Origin of the sequence: Pseudomonas sp. MWU12-3103b (genome assembly GCF_023100615.1) — a bacterium.
Taxonomy (GTDB): domain Bacteria; phylum Pseudomonadota; class Gammaproteobacteria; order Pseudomonadales; family Pseudomonadaceae; genus Aquipseudomonas; species Aquipseudomonas putida_A.
Map to the genome: position 1 here is coordinate 289353 of NZ_JALMEY010000005.1, position 14491 is coordinate 303843.

Consider the following 14491-nt stretch of genomic DNA (forward strand, 5'->3'; position numbering starts at 1 on the left):
GCTGCGGTTTTCCTTTTTACTTGAACGGCCTTTTGAACACAGAACAGACCGATACGCCATGTTTGGGCGAGGGTCAAATGCGTCGACACGATTTTTCAACGCAGGGCGAATACAGTAAACCTCGCGCTGCGATCTGTCTTGACTTCTTCTGACCTGTTCCCTGTACTTTTTTAACATCAATACCGGGAACGGGCCGACCAACGGAAGGGGAGTGGCGCCTCGAAGCGGCTCAGGCCACCTGAACCGGAATGGCGTTGCTGGTGTGGCTGAGCTCATTGCCCGGCGCCATGTACAGCATGCGCGGCTTGAAATTGAGCAGTTCCGCTTCGCTGTAATGGGCGTAGGCGCAAATGATCACGCGGTCGCCGACCTTGGCTTTATGCGCGGCTGCGCCGTTCACCGAAATCATCCGCGAACCCTCTTCGCCACGAATCGCGTAGGTGGTGAAGCGCTCGCCATTGTCGACGTTATAGATCTGGATCTGCTCGTACTCACGGATGCCGGACAAGTCCAGCCACTCGCCATCAATGGCGCAGGAACCTTCGTAATCGAGTACCGCATGAGTGACTTCGGCGCGGTGCAGCTTGGCCTTGAGCATGATGGCGTGCATGAGGGATTTCCCGGGTTGGAAGCAAACGGCGGGCAGTGTGCCCGAAGGCTTTGGGGGCGGCAATATGGTCTGTGTGGACACCAGAAACCAATGTGGGAGCGGGCTTGCTCGCGAATGCGGTGTGTCAGTCAACCTATCTGCTGAATGATGCACCGCATTCGCGAGCAAGCCCGCTCCCACAGGAGTATTGCGGTGTTTTTTAGACTGGGGTATCGAGGTTCAGGTGCAGGTTGTCGATCAACCGCGTGGTGCCGAGGAACGCGGCCACCAGAATCACCAGATCGCGGTCCTCAGCCGTAGCCGGACGCAGGGTCAGGGCATGACGGATTTCCAGGTAATCCGGACGCAGGCCGGCGGCTTCCAGCTGTTGCACCTGAGCGGCGATCAGTGCCGGGTAGTCGCGCTCACCTTGTTTGATCGACTCGGCAATCGCGCTCAGAGTGCGGTAGACCACTGGCGCCACCGCGCGTTGATCTTCGTTGAGGAAGCCATTGCGCGACGACAGCGCCAGGCCGTCGGCCGCACGCACGGTGGGTTCGCCGATGATCTGGATTGGCATGTTCAGGTCATGCACCAGCGCGCGGATCACCGCCAGTTGCTGGAAGTCTTTCTGGCCGAAGATCGCCAGATCCGGCTGAACCATGTTGAACAGCTTGCTGACCACCGTCGCCACGCCCTCGAAGTGCCCCGGACGGCTAGCGCCGCACAGGCCTTCGGACAGTTGCGGCACGCTGACCCGGGTCTGCCCGGCCATGCCGTCGGGATACATCTCTTCGACGGTCGGGGCGAACAGCAAGTGGCAGCCGGCTTGCAGCAGCTTTTCCTGATCCGCCGCCAGGGTGCGCGGGTACTTGTCGAGGTCTTCGCCGGCGCCGAACTGCAGCGGGTTGACGAAAATGCTCGCGACCACGAAGTCCACGCGCTGGGAGGCTTTGGTGATCAGCGCGACATGGCCGCTGTGCAGGTTGCCCATGGTCGGCACGAAGCCGATGCGCTTGCCTTCACTGCGGGCGCGCGCCACGGCGGCGCGCAGTTCGCGTACGGTTTTAACGGTGTTCATGCAGAGAATCCGTGTTCGATGCCAGGGAACGTGACGGCTTTGACTTCATTAACATAAGCCTTCAATGCTGACTGGATGCTGTCTTGGCCGTTCATGAAGTTCTTCACGAATTTCGGCACGCGGCCGGTGATCGACAGGCCGAGCATGTCGTGCAGCACCAGTACCTGGCCGTCGGTATCGCTACCGGCGCCGATGCCGATGACCGGAATCTTCACGGCCTGGCTGATTTCGGCGGCCAGTTCGCTCGGCACGCATTCGAGCAGCAGCATGGCGGCGCCAGCCTGTTCCAGCGAGATCGCGTCGGCACGCATCTGCCGCGCCTGGTTCTCGTTGCGGCCCTGCACTTTATAGCCGCCAAGAATGTTCACGGCCTGTGGGGTCAGGCCCATGTGCGCGCAGACCGGCACACCGCGTTCGGCCAGCAGGCGGATCGACTCCGCCAGCCACAGCGCGCCTTCGACCTTGATCATGTGCGCGCCGGCCTGCATCAGCGTGGCGCTGTTGGTCAGGGTTTGTTCGATAGTGGCGTTGGCCATGAACGGCAGGTCGGCCAGGATCAGGGCGTCGGTGTTGCCGCGTTTGACGCACGCGGTGTGGTAGGCCATTTCTGCGATGGTCACCGGCAAGGTGCTGTCGTGCCCTTGCAGAACCATGCCGAGGGAGTCGCCCACCAGCAGCACTTCGACACCGGCCTCGTTGCAGGCGTGGGCGAAGGTCGCGTCATAGCAGGTCAGCATGGTGATCTTTTCACCTTTCTGCTTGAGGCTCTGGAGCGTGGTCAGGGTGATGGCTGGCATGTAAAAAATCCTCGTTCAGGCGCTCTGGAAACTACTGCGAGTAACGCGCGTGATTCTTCGTCTACTCAGGCGCACGCTCTTTTGTCGTGCTTATAAGGCCTGGATTGCGCCCGTATGTGCCGGGTTGGCGGCAGCGGGACGCCTATAGTCGTGAGGAGCCAAGCGGAAGTCAATTGCGTGTGTTACCGCATTGTTACGAGGGGAGTGTTACCGGCGTTACTGATGCGATTCAGCGGCGCGGCGGGGCTGATTGGCGGGTTTTTTGTCCGACAAAAAATCAGAATTGGAATACTCGATGTGGGAGCGGGCTTGCTCGCGAAAGCGGTGGGTCTGTTGACTGATTGAGTGACTGACTCGACGCTTTCGCGAGCAAGCCCGCTCCCACAGGGGATTGTAATCAATCTGTCGGGAGGCGTTCCAAGCCTACGAACGGGCAGGCGGCGAGCAGATCGGACAGCGCGCGGCCATCGGCCAGGCGCAGATCCTCGGGAGCCAGTTCGGCCAGCGGATACAGAACGAACGCCCGTTCCTGAATCTGATAATGCGGGACTTTCAGGCGTGCCTCGTCGATAAGCCGATCGCCGAACAGCAGGATATCCAGATCCAGCGTACGCGGCCCCCAACGTTCCAGACGCTCGCGACCCTGATCGTTTTCGATCGCTTGCAGCGCATCGAGCAGATCGAGCGGCGCGAGATCACTGTCGAGGGCGGCGACCGCGTTGGTGTAACGCGGTTGCCCTGGCAGCAGTGAATCGCTCTGATAGAACGCCGAAACACCAGCAAGGGAAGTCTGCGGCAATTGCCCCAGCGCGTTGAGCGCGCTGCGCAATTGTTCGGCCGGGTCAGCGAGGTTGCTGCCCAGGCCGATATAGATGCGTTCCATGCCTTATTCGCCCGAGGCGCTCGGAGCTCCGGCGCGCTTGCGCTTGGAACCGCTGCTGCGGCGACGTTTGCGCGGCGCGCCGCTGGCGTCATCACCCTTGCCGCTGAGTTCGCGAATCATCTCGCGACGCTCGCTGTCGTTGGCGTCCTGATAATCCGTCCACCATTCGCCCAGGCCATCGGTCTGCTCGCCAGCGCTTTCACGCAGCAGCAGGAAGTCGTAACCGGCGCGGAAGCGTGGATTGTCCAGCAGCAGGTCGGCGCGTTTGCCGCTGCGGCGTGGCAAGCGTTCCTGCATGTCCCAGATTTCGCGGATCGGCATGGTGAAGCGCTTTGGAATGGCGATGCGCTGGCACTGCTCGGCGATCAGCTCGTGCGCACCTTCCTGCATCGCCGGAATCGGCGGCATGCCACGCTCTTGCAGACGCAACACGCGGGCCGGCAGGGCAGGCCAGAGCAGGGCGGCAAACAGGAACGCCGGGGTCACCGGTTTGTTCTGCTTGATGCGCAGGTCGGTGTTGGTCAGCGCTTCGCTGATCAGCGTGTGGGTGTATTCCGGGTTGTGCTCCAGTGCGTCGGCACTGGCCGGGAACAGCGGGGCGAACAGTTGCAGATCGACCAGCATCTCGAACGTGATCGCGCCATGGCCGGAGAGGAACAGCTTGAGCACTTCCTCGAACAGGCGGGCCGACGGGATCTCGCGCAGCATCGGCGCCAGTTCGCGGATCGGCTGCACGGTGTGTTTTTCGATGCCGAAATTCAGCTTGGCGGCGAAACGCACGGCACGCAGCATGCGCACCGGGTCTTCCTGGTAACGCTGCTTCGGATCGCCGATCAGGCGGATCAGGTGATTGCGGATGTCGTGTACGCCGTTGGCGTAATCGAGAATGCGCTCGCTGACCGGATCGTAATACAGGGCGTTGATGGTGAAGTCGCGGCGTTGCGCGTCTTCTTCCAGGGTGCCGTAGACGTTGTCACGCAGAATCCGCCCGCTCTCGTTGCGCGAAGACTGGTTGCTGTCCTCGTCGTCTTCATTGACCGGGTGATTGGCGCGGAAGGTCGCGACTTCAATGATTTCGCGACCGAAATGGATATGCACCAGTTTGAAGCGGCGACCGATGATCCGCGCATTGCGGAATTCGGCACGGACTTGCTCGGGGGTGGCGCTGGTGGCGACGTCGAAGTCCTTGGGCGTGATGCCCAACAGCATGTCACGCACGCAACCACCGACCAGATAGGCCTGGTAGCCGGCGCCCTGCAAGCGTTCGACGATATTGACCGCGTAGCGGCTGAATTGCCCCTTCTGCAGCGAATGTTGGCCGCTGTTGAGCACTTCAGGGGTGCTGCGGATGTGTTGCGTACGACGCACGGGAGTTCGGAATGACTGGAACAGCTTCTTCAGCATGGGATGCACTGTTTGAAGGAATGTTCGGCCATACCAAAGAATGACCGCATGATGGGCGCAGATTCTAGCATTTAGTCGGGGGATGGTGTAGGACGCAGCGGATTTGCGCTGTAAGTCGCAGGCTAAAGGCTTTGGGGGCGGGTTTTTGCGGGGGGGAAGAAACTACAAGGGGAGCCGAAGCTCCCCCAGAAGTAGTTGCGTGCTCTTTTTATTATTGATTCGGGCTTCTTGTTTTTGTTGAGTGCCCTCGCCATGAAGCTTTTCCTTCATGACCCTCCCAATCGGGAGCCAAGAGCAAACGGATTGCTTTGGTCGCTGTGTTGCAGTGATCTTGCGATCCAACCAGTACAGGCTCTGTCTTAGGACAGTTTTTGTTGTTCTCGGCCTGGTCGTGGGGCTAGCCCCAAATACAACGCCTCTCCAAAAGAATCAGTTAGCTGCGCCTCTCGCCGTCTTGTTTTTATTGTGCGTGAGTCGATTCGTCTTATTTTTATTGTCTTGTGCATTGCTTGTTATTGTTCTTGTACCAAACATATAGCAGGTGCCGTGCCAACTTTTGCGAAGCCCAATAAAACAAGGGGTTAGGTCGATATAACGGTTTTCTCGGGGCGAAAAAAAGCCGGGGTTTCGTTACCGATAACCCCGGCTTCTGTTACGTGAAAGGACTGAGGTAACAGTTTTTTCACATCCTCAAGCGTTACCCGCACACTCGACAGGTAACGTTCAGCTCTCGCTGGTGACCCCGGTCTTGCGCCGTGGAATGCCCAGGCGCTGACGGCGTTCCCACAGGCACTTGCGGCTGACGCCCAGTTTGCGCGCCAGTTCGGTCTCGGTCATGTGGTCCTGATGCTCAAGAACGAAGTGCTGGAAGTAATCTTCCAGCGACAGGTCTTCCGTCGGCTCATGGCTGCTGTTGCTGGTGTTACCTGCGGTTTGCGCAGGCAAGCCGATGAACTCGTCGTCTTCCAGATCGCTCAACTCGATGTCGATGCCCAGCAGGTCGGCAGAGATTTCCGGGCTTTCGCTCAGGATCACTGCGCGCTCGACTGCGTTTTCCAGCTCGCGCACGTTACCCGGCCAGGAATAGTGCCGGATGGCCTGTTCGGCATCGGCGGCAAATTTCAGGTCGGTACGGTTGATGCGCGCACTCTGGCGAGCGAGGAACGCGGTGGCGATTTCGTTGACGTCGGCGCCACGTTCACGCAGGGCCGGCAATTTCAGGGCAATCACGTGCAGGCGGTAATACAGGTCTTCGCGGAACTGGCCGATTTTCGCCAGGCTCTTGAGGTCGCGGTGGGTCGCGGCGATCAAGCGCACATCGACTTTTTGCGACTGCACCGAACCCACACGGCGAATCTCGCCTTCCTGCAGCACGCGCAGCAGGCGGGCCTGGGCTTCCAGTGGCAGTTCGCCGATCTCGTCGAGGAACAGCGTGCCGCCGTCCGCCGCTTCCACCAGACCGGCGCGACCGGCGCTGGCGCCAGTGAACGCGCCTTTTTCGTGGCCGAACAGTTCGGACTCGATCAGGCTTTCCGGGATGGCTGCGCAGTTCACCGAAATCATCGGTGCCTTGGCACGCTTGGACAGGTTATGCAGGGCGCGGGCCACCAGCTCTTTACCGGTGCCGGACTCGCCCTGGATCAGGACATTGGAATCAGTTGGCGCGACCTTGCGGATCTTGCTGTACAGATCCTGCATCGGCGGGCACGAACCGATGATGCCGATTTCACCGTTGCTGTTATCGACGGCGGACTTGCCGCTGCCACTGGCCGGTTTGCCGACAACGGCTTCGCCGGCGGCAGGCGCCGACTGGTGGTCACGCAGGATCCGCGCGACGGCCTGGAGCATTTCATCGTGATCGAAAGGCTTGGCGATGTAGTCCACCGCGCCCATCTTCATCGAGTCGACCGCCGAGCGCAGGCTGGCGTAGCTGGTCATGATCAGCACCGGTTTGCCCTGGCCAAGCTTGATCAGCTCTGTGCCGGGGGCGCCAGGCAGGCGCAGGTCGCTGACGATCAGATCGAATGTGGGAATACTGAAGCGTTCTTGTGCTTCCTGCACAGAACCGGCTTCGCTGACCTGATACTGGTTACGTTCCAGCAGGCGGCGCAAGGCGGAGCGGATAATGGTTTCGTCTTCGACGATCAAAATGTGCGGCATTGATTCGATACTCTCGACGGTCTCAGTTCACAGCGGACGTCGCTTCGACATGACGCGGTAAGGTCACCCGGATACGGGTGCCGCGCTGGCTTTGTACATCAGCCGGGCTGTCGATGGTGATTTGTCCATAATGCTCTTCAACGATGGAATAGACCAGTGCAAGGCCCAGACCGGTACCTTCACCCGGATCCTTGGTGGTGAAGAAAGGTTCGAACAATCGGTCCATGATGTTCTGCGGAATACCACTGCCTTCGTCTTCGACGATCAGATCGACCGTGTGTTCGCCGGCTTCACTCTTGACCCGTACGGCACTGTGCGGCGGCGAGGCGTCGCGGGCATTGGAGAGCAGATTGATCAGCACCTGGGCGAGCCGCTGCGGATCGCCTTCGACCCAGTGATCGGGGTCGCACAGGTTGTAGAACTGCACTTCGAAGTTGCGCCGGTTCAGCGCCAGCAGGCCAATTGCATCCTGCGCGACTTCGGCCAGACAGACGGGTTCGTCGCTGTGCTGGTGGCTGCCGGCGTGGGCGAAGCTCATTAGCGACTGCACAATGCGCGACACGCGCTTGGTCTGTTCGAGAATCTGCCCGCTGATTTCCGTCAGTTCGCCATCTTCTTCACGCTCTTCGCGCAGGTTCTGCGCCAGACAGGCGATGCCGGTGATCGGGTTGCCGATTTCATGAGCCACACCTGCCGCCAGTCGACCGATGCTCGCCAGACGTTCTGAGTGCACCAGTTTGTCTTCGAGCATCTGCGTTTCGGTCAGGTCTTCCACCAGCAGCACCAGGCCGCTGTTGCCCGGTGCCAACGGTTCATCGATCGCCGCTTTGTGCAGATTGAGCCAGCGGGTCTGGCCGTCGAGGGCCAGGTGCTGCTTGTGCAAATGTTCATCGGGCAGGTTGATGAAGCCTTGCAGCAATTGCTTCCACGGATTGGCGATGGTGCTCAGGCGCGAACCCACCACCCGTTGCGCGGCGATGCCGGTGAGTTCTTCCATGGCCTTGTTCCACATCAGGATCTCTTGATCCTTGGCCAGCGAGCAGACGCCCATGGGCAATTCCTGCAAGGTCTGGCGGTGGTAGCGGCGCAAGGCGTCGAGCTCAGCGGCCAGCCCGGTGAGGCGCGAGTGGTAGTCCTCGAGGCGGCTTTCAATGAAGTGGATGTCTTCGGTTACGTAGTTCTCGCCGCCAGCCTTGTACGGCAGGAAGGTTTCGACCATGTCCTGCGCCACGCTCGGGCCCATCAGGCCGGAGAGGTTGGCTTCGATGCGGTCGCGCAAGCGGCGCAAGGCATAAGGACGGCGTTCGTCGAACGGCAGATAGAGGTCGCGCAGGGCCTGCTCGACTTCTTTCTGCGCCGCCTTGGCGCCTAGCGGTTTGGCCAGTTGCGTGGCGAACTCCTGGGGCGAGGCGGCGTGCAGTTCACGACGTTGCGGACGGCGCACGTTATCCACCGCGCAGGCTTCGGCGGCGCTGGCTTCTTCAGGGCTGGCGTTGGTGAACAGAGAGATCAGGGTGAACATCAGCACGTTGGCCGCCAGCGAGGCGATCGCCGCCATGTGCCAGCTGGTGTCGTCCAGCACGTAGATCATGTTCAGCAGTGGAATGTAGAAACCCTGCAGGTTGCCGACCAGCGGCAACAGCATGGTCACCACCCACACCAGTATCCCCGCCAGCAAGCCGGCGATAAAGCCGCGACGGTTGGCGGTCGGCCAGTACAGCACCGAGAGCACGCCGGGCAGGAATTGCAAGGTTGCAACGAAGGCGACGATGCCGAGGTTGGCTAGGTCCTGTCCGGCGCCGAGCATCAGGTAAAAGCAGAAACCGGCCATGATGATCGCAACGATCAGCGCCCGGCGGGTCCACTTCAGCCAGCGATAGATATTGCCTTCGGCCGGCGGCTGATAGAGCGGCAGCACCAGATGGTTTAGCGCCATGCCCGACAGTGCCAGGGTGGTGACAATGATCAAGCCACTGGCCGCTGACAATCCGCCGACGTACGCCAGCAAGGCCAGCGGTTTGCTGTTGGCGGCAATGCCGATGCCGAGGGTGAAGTATTCCGGATCGGTGGTGGCGCCGAGCTTCAGGCCGGCCCAGAGAATCAACGGCACCGCCAGACTCATCAGCAACAGGAACAGCGGCAGGCCCCAACTGGCACTGACCAGCGAGCGCGGGTTGAGGTTTTCGGTGAAGGTCATGTGGTACATGTGCGGCATCACGATCGCCGAGGCGAAAAACACCAGCAACAGCGTGCGCCACGGCCCTTCCTGCAGCGGCGTGTGCAACGCGGCGAGGGCGGTCTGGTTTTGCAGCAGCCACAGTTCAAGCTGTTGCGGGCCGTCGAACACGCCGTACAGCGCATAGAGGCCGACGCCGCCGAGGGCTATCAGTTTGATCACCGATTCGAAGGCAATCGCGAACACCAGCCCTTCGTGTTTCTCGCGGGTGGCGATATGCCGGGAGCCGAAGAAGATCGTGAACAGAATGATCAGCGCACAGAACGCCAGCGCGACGCGGCTCTGGATCGGCTCGCCGGTGAGGATGCCGATGGAGTCGGCCACCGCCTGAATCTGCAACGCCAGCAGCGGCAGTACGCCGATCAGCATGAAGATCGTGGTCAGTGCGCCGGCCCAGGTACTGCGGAAGCGGAAGGCGAACAGATCCGCCAGCGACGACAGTTGATAGGTGCGGGTGATTTTCAGGATCGGATACAGCAGCACCGGCGCCAGCAGAAACGCGCCGGACACCCCGAGGTAACTGGAGAGAAAGCCGTAGCCGTACTGATAGGCCAGGCCCACGGTGCCGTAAAACGCCCACGCACTGGCGTAGACCCCCAGCGACAGGGTGTAGGTCAGCGGGTGGCGAATGATCGCTCGCGGGATCATGCCCCGTTCGCTGATCCAGGCGACGCCGAACAGCACCGTCAGGTACGCGGCGCTGACCAGGATCATCTGGGTCAGGCTAAAGCTCATCGGCATCTTTTTGGCTCTGCAGGATGAAGGTCACGACAATCAGGATCAACCAGAGCAGATACGGCCGATACCAGGCGCCCGTGGCGTCGATCCACCAATCCATGATGGCTGGCGAAAACAGATAGATTCCCACGACCAGAAGCAGGACCAAGCGATAGATGTACATCCCGGCCTCTCTTTTTTATGCGCGTGCCCGAAAACGTGCGGCGATGGTAACGGATGGGCGCGCCACTGCAAGTGTCGTCATTGCAGTTGCGCTTCGGGCAGGGTCAGTGTGCGCGGGATCTTTGTCGCATCCCAGTGGGCTGCGCCCCATTTGAGCAATTCCTCGGGTGTGGCATGGGCCAGTTCGGCACCGGGGTTTTGTCCCAGCGCTCGCAGGGCCCGCAGCAGCAAAGGAGTGGCCTGATCCGCCTCAAGCGGCGGCGAACGGTAGGATTTGCCGAGCTTGTTGCCGTCCGGCTGCGTGATCAAAGGCAGGTGCAGATAGCGCGGCTGACGCAGGCCCAACAGTTCTTGCAGGTAGAGCTGGCGCGGCGTGGAGTCGAGCAGGTCGGCGCCGCGCACGATGTCGGTGATGCCTTGCCAGGCGTCATCCAGCACCACGGCCAGTTGATAGGCGTAGAGGCCGTCGCGGCGGCGAATCACGAAATCGCCGACGTCGCGCCCCAGATGCTGGCGGAACTCGCCCTGCACGCGGTCGATGAAGTGGTATTCCAGTTCCGGCACGCGCAGGCGGATCGCCGCGTCTTGCTGCTCATGCCCGGCATTGCGGCACAGGCCCGGGTAAATGCCGTGATACGGCTCCAGTTGCTTGCGCGAACAGGTGCAGGCGTAGGCCAGGCCGTGATTGAACAGACTGTTGAGGACTTCGGCGTAGGCGTCGTGCCGGTCACTCTGGCGCACCAATTCGCCGTCCCATTCGAAACCGTAGCTTTCCAGCGCCTTGAGAATCGCCGCCTGCGCGCCGGGCTCCTCCCGGGGCGGATCGAGATCTTCCATGCGCACCAGCCAGCGCCCGCCGACCGCGCGCGCGTCGAGGTAAGAGGCGAGGGCGGCAACCAGCGAGCCGAAGTGCAGGTGGCCACTGGGGGTGGGGGCGAAGCGGCCGATGTAGGCGGGGGCGGTTTTGGCAGTCATGTGGACAATATAACTTTTCAGGATTCGCGCAGATTACCCCTGTGGGAGCGGCCTTGCTCGCGAAAGCGTCGGCTCAGACATCTTTGATGTTGAATGACACACCGAATTCGGGAGCAAGCCCCCTCCCACCAAAAGCGCAAACAGGGCAAAAGGTAGAAACATTACCCCTGTGGGAGCGGGCTTGCTCGCGAAAGCGTCAGTTCAGACAACCTGGATGTTGAATGGCCGGCCGCATTCGGGAGCAAGCCCCCTCCCACAAAAGCAAGGCAAAAGGGCAAAGGCAAAAGGCAGAAACAAAAACGGAGCGTTCGCACGCTCCGTTTTTCGTTCAGGTCGAGATTACTTGCCGACCTGCTTTTCCTTGATTTCAGCGAGGTTCTTGCAGTCGACGCACATGTCGGCGGTAGGACGGGCTTCGAGGCGCTTGACGCCGATCTCGATGCCGCAGGAATCGCACCAACCGTATTCACCGTCTTCGATCAACTGCAGTGTCTTGTCGATCTTCTTGATCAGCTTGCGCTCGCGATCACGGGCGCGCAGTTCGAGGGCGAACTCTTCTTCCTGACTGGCACGGTCGGCCGGGTCGGGGAAGTTGGCTGCTTCGTCCTTCATGTGATCAACAGTGCGGTCGACTTCTTGCATCAAGTCCAGTTTCCACTTGGTCAGGATCTTGGTGAAGTGCGCGCGCATGGGCTTGCCCATGTACTCTTCGTCTTTGGCCTGAACATAGGGTTCGAAGCCACTGATCGCCGTTTGCTGCTGTTGCTTTGCTTGGGTGGGCATGAAATGGACCGCCTCTACTCTTGTAATCCATTGCGCAGGATTGCTCCATCACCGACACCTGCCGGCCCTGCGGCTGCAAGCGGGCGAACTTACCAGATCAATTCGGCCTGCGCTACTCCCGGATGTCGAGGCCCCGGCGGGTGGCGCTTGCAGATGTTTGGCAAGCCGTGTCTGGCGCTGTTGAAAGCCTGTTCAATCACTGATTTTAGTCAATCCTGGAGCGTACGCTCATATCGTTACAGTCCAGCGTTCTTGAGGCTGTGACCGCGATGGGTTCTCGCTCGTTCCGGCAGATGGGTAGAATCGTCTCTTTTTCCCCGTCGAAGGAAAACCAATGGCTCAGCCTTACAGTGCGCGCAGTCGTGCGATCGAACCGTTCCATGTGATGGCGCTGCTGGCGCGGGCCAACGAACTGCAGGCCGAAGGTCACGACGTGATCCACCTGGAAATCGGCGAGCCGGACTTCACCACGGCCGAGCCGATCATCCGTGCCGGGCAGGCTGCGCTGACGGCGGGCAAGACCCGCTACACCGCCGCGCGCGGAATTCCCGAGCTGCGCGAGGCGATTTCCGGGTTCTATCAATCGCGTTACGGCCTGAACATTGATCCGCGGCGGATCCTGATCACGCCGGGTGGCTCCGGTGCGCTATTGCTGGCCAGTGCCTTGCTGGTCGATCCGGGCAAACACTGGCTGCTGGCGGATCCGGGCTACCCGTGCAACCGGCACTTTCTGCGACTGGTCGAAGGCGCGGCGCAACTGGTGCCGGTCGGGCCGGAGGTGCGTTACCAACTGACCCCGGATCTGGTGGCGCGGCATTGGGATCACGACAGCGTTGGTGCGTTGGTGGCATCGCCAGCCAACCCCACCGGTACCATCCTGACCCGCGATGAACTGGCCGGGTTATCCACCGCGATCAAGGCGCGGCACGGGCATCTGGTGGTGGACGAAATCTACCACGGCCTGACTTATGGCACCGATGCCGCCAGCGTGCTGGAAGTGGATGACAGTGCCTTTGTCCTCAATAGTTTCTCCAAATATTTCGGCATGACCGGTTGGCGGCTCGGCTGGCTGGTGGCGCCGGATGCGGCCGTCAGTGAGCTGGAAAAACTCGCACAAAACCTCTACATCAGCGCCCCGAGCATGGCGCAGTACGCCGCTTTGGCCTGCTTCGAGCCGGACACCATCAGCATTCTCGAAGAGCGCCGCGCCGAATTTGGCCGCCGCCGCGACTTCCTGCTGCCGGCGTTGCGCGAATTGGGTTTCAATATCGCCGTCGAGCCTGAAGGTGCGTTCTACTTGTATGCAGATATCAGTCAGTTCGGCGGTGATGCCTTCGCGTTCTGTCGACATTTCCTAGAAACCGAGCATGTTGCCTTTACTCCAGGGCTGGACTTCGGGCGTTATCAGGCCAGTCACCATGTGCGTTTTGCTTACACGCAAAACCTCCCTCGCTTACAGGAAGCGGTGGAACGTATCGCTCGCGGTTTGAAGAGCTGGCAAGGCTGATGCGCTTTTATCCGGCTCTGGAAGAGGCGCGGCTGATTCGTCGCTACAAACGTTTTCTGGCGGACGTTGAAACGGTCAATGGCGAGTTGTTGACCCTGCACTGCCCGAACACCGGCTCGATGCTCAACTGCCAGGTCGAAGGCGGGCAAGTGTGGTTCAGTCGCTCAAACGACCCGAAGCGCAAACTGCCCGGCACTTGGGAAATCGGGGAAACACCGCAGGGTCGACTGTTCTGCGTGAACACCGGCCGCGCCAACGCCCTCGTTGAAGAGGCGCTGCAGGCCGGTGTCATCAGCGAGTTGAACGGCTTCACGGCGCTTAAACGCGAAGTGGCATACGGTCAGGAAAAAAGCCGTATCGATTTCCGCCTTGAATACCCGAGCGGGCCGGCTTATGTGGAAGTGAAGAGTGTCACTTTGGGGTTCGACGGGACGAATGTCGCGGCCTTTCCCGACGCAGTTACCCAGCGCGGCGCCAAGCATCTGCGTGAGCTGGCGCATCTGGCCCGTGACGGTATTCGTGCGGTGCAGTTGTATTGCGTCAATCTCAGCGGGATTGAAGCGGTGCGACCGGCCGAAGAAATCGATTCGGCGTACGCGGATGCCCTGCGTGAAGCGGTGGCGTGCGGGGTCGAGGTGTTGGCCTACGGTGTGCGCTTGAACCACGAAGAGATGGTGATCGACCGGCGGCTGGACGTTTTGCTCAGCGGTTAAACATCTATCCACAGCCCCTGTGCGTCTTCGCGGCAGGGGATGGCGGTCAGGGATTGCCCGGCGCAGGGCCCGGCGACGCATTCGCCGTCCTCGATCAGAAACAGTGCGCCGTGGGTGGCGCACTGGATCAGGCTGTTGCTCGGGTCGAGAAACTGGTCGGGGTGCCATTCCAGACCGACGCCGCGATGCGGGCAACGGTTGAGATAAACATAGGCCTGACCATTGCGGCGCACGGCAAACAGTTTGTTGCCGTCGATGTCGAAACCGCGGCTGCCGGCCTCAGCGAGATCGGCGCCGGCGCACAAAAACTTCATGGCTATCCTCAAATGTCAGCTCGTTTCAGGAAATGTCCGAGCTTGACGTTTAAATGCAAACAATTATCAAATGGCCGCCTTCGCCCACTGCGCGCAACCGCCGTCAAGGATACTTGGCCCGCCGGTTCGCTGCCCGGGAAAACTTTTCA

At 60.7% G+C, this 14491-nt stretch carries 13 protein-coding genes; 2 read left to right on the forward strand and 11 right to left on the reverse strand.

Annotated elements, in window-relative coordinates:
• Positions 1 to 229: 229 nt before the first annotated feature.
• The 10 genes from panD to dksA form a co-directional block, all read right to left on the reverse strand.
• Positions 230 to 610, reverse strand: coding sequence for an aspartate 1-decarboxylase (panD, locus tag M0808_RS11450; protein WP_003228271.1), 381 nt, complete (start codon positions 608 to 610; stop codon positions 230 to 232).
• A gap of 199 nt (positions 611 to 809) precedes the next feature.
• Positions 810 to 1670, reverse strand: a complete 861-nt coding sequence (gene panC / locus M0808_RS11455; RefSeq protein WP_247841131.1) for a pantoate--beta-alanine ligase — start codon at positions 1668 to 1670, stop codon at positions 810 to 812.
• Positions 1667 to 2467 (reverse strand): 3-methyl-2-oxobutanoate hydroxymethyltransferase, encoded by an 801-nt coding sequence (gene panB / locus M0808_RS11460; protein ID WP_247841133.1) that lies wholly within the window; start codon positions 2465 to 2467, stop codon positions 1667 to 1669. Before panB ends, panC begins: the two co-directional genes overlap by 4 nt.
• A gap of 397 nt (positions 2468 to 2864) precedes the next feature.
• Complete coding sequence (gene folK, locus M0808_RS11465) at positions 2865 to 3350, reverse strand: 2-amino-4-hydroxy-6-hydroxymethyldihydropteridine diphosphokinase (RefSeq protein ID WP_135296578.1); 486 nt, start codon at positions 3348 to 3350, stop codon at positions 2865 to 2867.
• Between the two features lie 3 nt (positions 3351 to 3353).
• Positions 3354 to 4754: a polynucleotide adenylyltransferase PcnB gene (locus M0808_RS11470; protein ID WP_007963895.1), complete on the reverse strand. Its 1401-nt coding sequence runs from the start codon at positions 4752 to 4754 to the stop codon at positions 3354 to 3356.
• A 723-nt stretch (positions 4755 to 5477) separates the two neighbouring features.
• The gene (locus M0808_RS11475) at positions 5478 to 6914 is read right to left on the reverse strand and encodes a sigma-54 dependent transcriptional regulator (protein ID WP_247841135.1); all 1437 of its coding nucleotides are present in this window, start codon (positions 6912 to 6914) and stop codon (positions 5478 to 5480) included.
• A gap of 22 nt (positions 6915 to 6936) precedes the next feature.
• Complete coding sequence (locus tag M0808_RS11480; protein WP_027614096.1) at positions 6937 to 9891, reverse strand: sensor histidine kinase; 2955 nt, start codon at positions 9889 to 9891, stop codon at positions 6937 to 6939.
• On the reverse strand, positions 9875 to 10051 hold the full coding sequence (locus M0808_RS11485; protein WP_003176118.1) for a hypothetical protein: 177 nt from the start codon (positions 10049 to 10051) through the stop codon (positions 9875 to 9877). Before M0808_RS11485 ends, M0808_RS11480 begins: the two co-directional genes overlap by 17 nt.
• Positions 10052 to 10128: 77 nt before the next feature.
• Positions 10129 to 11025, reverse strand: a complete 897-nt coding sequence (gluQRS, locus tag M0808_RS11490) for a tRNA glutamyl-Q(34) synthetase GluQRS (protein ID WP_247841137.1) — start codon at positions 11023 to 11025, stop codon at positions 10129 to 10131.
• Positions 11026 to 11364: 339 nt separating this feature from the next.
• The gene (dksA, locus tag M0808_RS11495) at positions 11365 to 11808 is read right to left on the reverse strand and encodes an RNA polymerase-binding protein DksA (protein ID WP_007909922.1); all 444 of its coding nucleotides are present in this window, start codon (positions 11806 to 11808) and stop codon (positions 11365 to 11367) included.
• Positions 11809 to 12142: 334 nt separating this feature from the next.
• On the opposite strand from dksA, the gene M0808_RS11500 reads away from it, so the two are divergent.
• Together M0808_RS11500 and sfsA are read left to right on the forward strand one after the other, a co-directional pair.
• A complete protein-coding gene (locus tag M0808_RS11500) occupies positions 12143 to 13315 on the forward strand; it encodes a pyridoxal phosphate-dependent aminotransferase (RefSeq protein ID WP_135296576.1) in 1173 nt (390 codons plus the stop codon).
• Positions 13315 to 14028, forward strand: coding sequence for a DNA/RNA nuclease SfsA (sfsA, locus tag M0808_RS11505; protein ID WP_135296575.1), 714 nt, complete (start codon positions 13315 to 13317; stop codon positions 14026 to 14028). The genes M0808_RS11500 and sfsA overlap by 1 nt, the downstream gene beginning before the upstream one ends.
• Here sfsA and M0808_RS11510 read toward each other — a convergent pair.
• Positions 14025 to 14342, reverse strand: a complete 318-nt coding sequence (locus M0808_RS11510) for a Rieske (2Fe-2S) protein (protein WP_027614091.1) — start codon at positions 14340 to 14342, stop codon at positions 14025 to 14027. The genes sfsA and M0808_RS11510 overlap by 4 nt on opposite strands.
• Positions 14343 to 14491 lie beyond the last annotated feature (149 nt).

What these genes read in the sequence shown, in the direction of transcription:
- gluQRS (WP_247841137.1), bottom strand. Translation starts at nt 11,025, where the DNA reads ATGACTGCCAAAACCGCCCCCGCCTACATCGGCCGCTTCGCCCCCACC.
- M0808_RS11470 (WP_007963895.1), bottom strand. Translation starts at nt 4,754, where the DNA reads ATGCTGAAGAAGCTGTTCCAGTCATTCCGAACTCCCGTGCGTCGTACG.
- M0808_RS11510 (WP_027614091.1), bottom strand. Translation starts at nt 14,342, where the DNA reads ATGAAGTTTTTGTGCGCCGGCGCCGATCTCGCTGAGGCCGGCAGCCGC.
- M0808_RS11500 (WP_135296576.1), top strand. Translation starts at nt 12,143, where the DNA reads ATGGCTCAGCCTTACAGTGCGCGCAGTCGTGCGATCGAACCGTTCCAT.
- panC (WP_247841131.1), bottom strand. Translation starts at nt 1,670, where the DNA reads ATGAACACCGTTAAAACCGTACGCGAACTGCGCGCCGCCGTGGCGCGC.
- panD (WP_003228271.1), bottom strand. Translation starts at nt 610, where the DNA reads ATGCACGCCATCATGCTCAAGGCCAAGCTGCACCGCGCCGAAGTCACT.
- sfsA (WP_135296575.1), top strand. Translation starts at nt 13,315, where the DNA reads ATGCGCTTTTATCCGGCTCTGGAAGAGGCGCGGCTGATTCGTCGCTAC.
- M0808_RS11480 (WP_027614096.1), bottom strand. Translation starts at nt 9,891, where the DNA reads ATGCCGATGAGCTTTAGCCTGACCCAGATGATCCTGGTCAGCGCCGCG.
- folK (WP_135296578.1), bottom strand. Translation starts at nt 3,350, where the DNA reads ATGGAACGCATCTATATCGGCCTGGGCAGCAACCTCGCTGACCCGGCC.
- M0808_RS11485 (WP_003176118.1), bottom strand. Translation starts at nt 10,051, where the DNA reads ATGTACATCTATCGCTTGGTCCTGCTTCTGGTCGTGGGAATCTATCTG.
- dksA (WP_007909922.1), bottom strand. Translation starts at nt 11,808, where the DNA reads ATGCCCACCCAAGCAAAGCAACAGCAGCAAACGGCGATCAGTGGCTTC.
- M0808_RS11475 (WP_247841135.1), bottom strand. Translation starts at nt 6,914, where the DNA reads ATGCCGCACATTTTGATCGTCGAAGACGAAACCATTATCCGCTCCGCC.
- panB (WP_247841133.1), bottom strand. Translation starts at nt 2,467, where the DNA reads ATGCCAGCCATCACCCTGACCACGCTCCAGAGCCTCAAGCAGAAAGGT.